This is a genomic window from Paraburkholderia sp. 31.1 (genome assembly GCF_014397645.1).
Classification (GTDB): Bacteria; Pseudomonadota; Gammaproteobacteria; order Burkholderiales; family Burkholderiaceae; genus Paraburkholderia; species Paraburkholderia tuberum.
The window spans coordinates 1-2,110 of sequence record NZ_VZQN01000130.1 but is presented as its reverse complement, the minus strand read 5'-3'; the positions used below and the strand labels follow the sequence as shown (position 1 = coordinate 2,110).

The 2,110-nt window shown below is 58.2% G+C and carries 3 protein-coding genes and 1 pseudogene; 2 read left to right on the top strand and 2 right to left on the bottom strand.

Annotated features, from left to right (window positions below; translation table 11 throughout):
* On the top strand, nucleotides 1-120 hold a 120-nt coding region (locus F6X37_RS36530; protein ID WP_222945040.1), incomplete at its 5' end, for an IS4 family transposase.
* Nucleotides 121-344: 224 nt separating this feature from the next.
* Nucleotides 345-1,592: a pyridoxal phosphate-dependent aminotransferase gene (locus F6X37_RS35550; RefSeq protein ID WP_316252038.1), complete on the top strand. Its 1,248-nt coding sequence runs from the start codon at nucleotides 345-347 to the stop codon at nucleotides 1,590-1,592.
* 33 nt (nucleotides 1,593-1,625) lie between these two features.
* Here F6X37_RS35550 and F6X37_RS35545 read toward each other — a convergent pair whose 3' ends face one another.
* Together F6X37_RS35545 and F6X37_RS36525 are read right to left on the bottom strand one after the other, a co-directional pair.
* Nucleotides 1,626-1,769, bottom strand: coding sequence for a hypothetical protein (locus F6X37_RS35545; RefSeq protein WP_187614643.1), 144 nt, complete (start codon nucleotides 1,767-1,769; stop codon nucleotides 1,626-1,628).
* Nucleotides 1,770-1,902: 133 nt separating this feature from the next.
* Nucleotides 1,903-2,110 (bottom strand): annotated as a pseudogene (locus tag F6X37_RS36525) (M23 family peptidase); the annotation flags it as partial.

Genomic DNA, 2,110 nt, shown 5'->3' with positions numbered 1-2,110 from the left:
CTCGGACGCAAGGGTGATGGTGAACCCGGCGCGAAGACACTGTGGATTGGCATGCAGCGTGTCATGGATGCGGTGATCACCATCCAGATCCTGCGCGACGGCTACGATACTTCTGTATAAGGAGATGGGTTGAACGAGCAAGAGGCGAATCCAATGACTACGACTACGCAGATCAACGTATTGCCGGTGCTCAAGACCGGATCAATGACATAGCGAAGGGTGCAACCATGGTCATAACTGCGACGGCTCTATGACGATTCCCTAAACGAGCATGGGTAAGGCGCTGTCGTTTGTGCCTCTATGCTGCACGTTGCTGACTTGCTCAACTATTTGTCCAAGATGAGGTGGCTGCCGTGAAACAGATTCTTAAATCCGCCAAGCTGATGAACGTCTGCTATGACATCCGCGGGCCTGTCCTCGAGCATGCGAAGCGGCTCGAAGAAGAAAGCCACCGCATCATCAAGCTGAACATCGGCAATCTCGCGCCGTTTGGCTTTGATGCCCCGGACGAGATCATCCAGGACATGATCCTGAACTTGCCGGGCTCGTCCGGCTACTCAGACTCGAAGGGCGTATTCGCCGCGCGCAAGGCGATCATGCACTACGCCCTGCAAAAAGGCGTGCGTGGGGTCGAGCTGGACGACATCTACATCGGCAACGGCGCGTCCGAGCTGATCGTGATGGCGCTGCAGGGGCTACTGAACGATGGCGACGAAGTGCTGCTACCGGCGCCCGACTATCCTCTGTGGACGGCCGGCGTGAGCCTCGCGGGCGGCACGCCGGTGCACTACATCTGCGACGAAGCGAACCGCTGGATGCCAGACCTCGACGACATCCGCGCCAAGATCACGCCGAACACGCGTGCGCTCGTCGTCATCAACCCGAACAATCCGACCGGCGCGCTGTATTCGGACGAACTGCTGCTCGGCCTGATCGAAATCGCGCGTCAGCACGGCCTTGTGATCTTCGCCGATGAGGTCTACGACAAGATCGTCTACGACAGCAAGAAGCACACGGCAATGGCCGCGCTGTCGGAAGACGTGCTGACCATCACGTTCAACAGCCTGTCGAAAAGTTACCGCGCGTGCGGCTACCGCGCAGGCTGGATGTTCATTTCGGGTCTGACCGGCGAGAATCGCCGCAACGGTCGCGACTATTTTGAAGGACTCGGCATTCTGGCCTCGATGCGCCTGTGCCCGAACGTGCCGGGCCAGTACGCGATCCAGACCGCCTTGGGTGGCTATCAGAGCATCAACGACCTGATCGTGCCGGGCGGGCGTCTGTACAAGCAGCGGGAACTCGCGTACGACATGCTGACGGCCATTCCTGGCGTGAGTTGCGTGAAGCCTGAAGCAGCGCTGTACATGTTCCCGCGCCTCGACCCGAAAATTTATCCGATCAAGGACGATCAGCAGTTCATCCTCGACCTGTTGCTCGAAGAGCGCGTGCTGCTCGTCCAGGGCACCGGGTTCAACTGGAAAACGCCGCATCATTTCCGCGTGGTGTTCCTGCCGAACGTGGACGATCTCGCGGATTCGATCGACCGGATCGCGCGCTTCCTCCATGGATACCGTACAGGTCACGCGATCTGACATGGGAGGCCAGCACCGGACAACTGCTTTCCGTCAAACCAACGGATAACCGAATTCCAGCGAGTTGATGAACTCCGAGCCAGTCACATCGAGGAAAAAGCGATCAGGTTTTATCTGAATAGCGTTGCGAGGTTTTCCGCGCCTGACGTCGATATGTATTTGGAGGATGCGGATCATGAAAGTATTCTGAAAGAATTTCGGAACGAATTGCGCATGCAAATCGAGACGTTCACGGGTCCGCTGCTGGAAAGGCAGGAGACACCCGGCGACGATTTTCGGTTCTGTCGCGGTAAGGAGATAGTGTCGTAACTCAGACCAACGAGTCTTTAGGATTCTCTGCGTGGTTCAGCGTGCGTCCGGCGTTCGATGCTGTCCTGACCATCGGGGCGTCGACCGCTAACGCCGCCAGTTGCTCACGCATGGCGCCCGTCATACCGTCGAACGCGATGCGCTGACTGGCCGTAAGCGGCGAAGCGCCAGTTCGGCTCGTCAATGCGAGTGGATCGGTAGGGTGATTG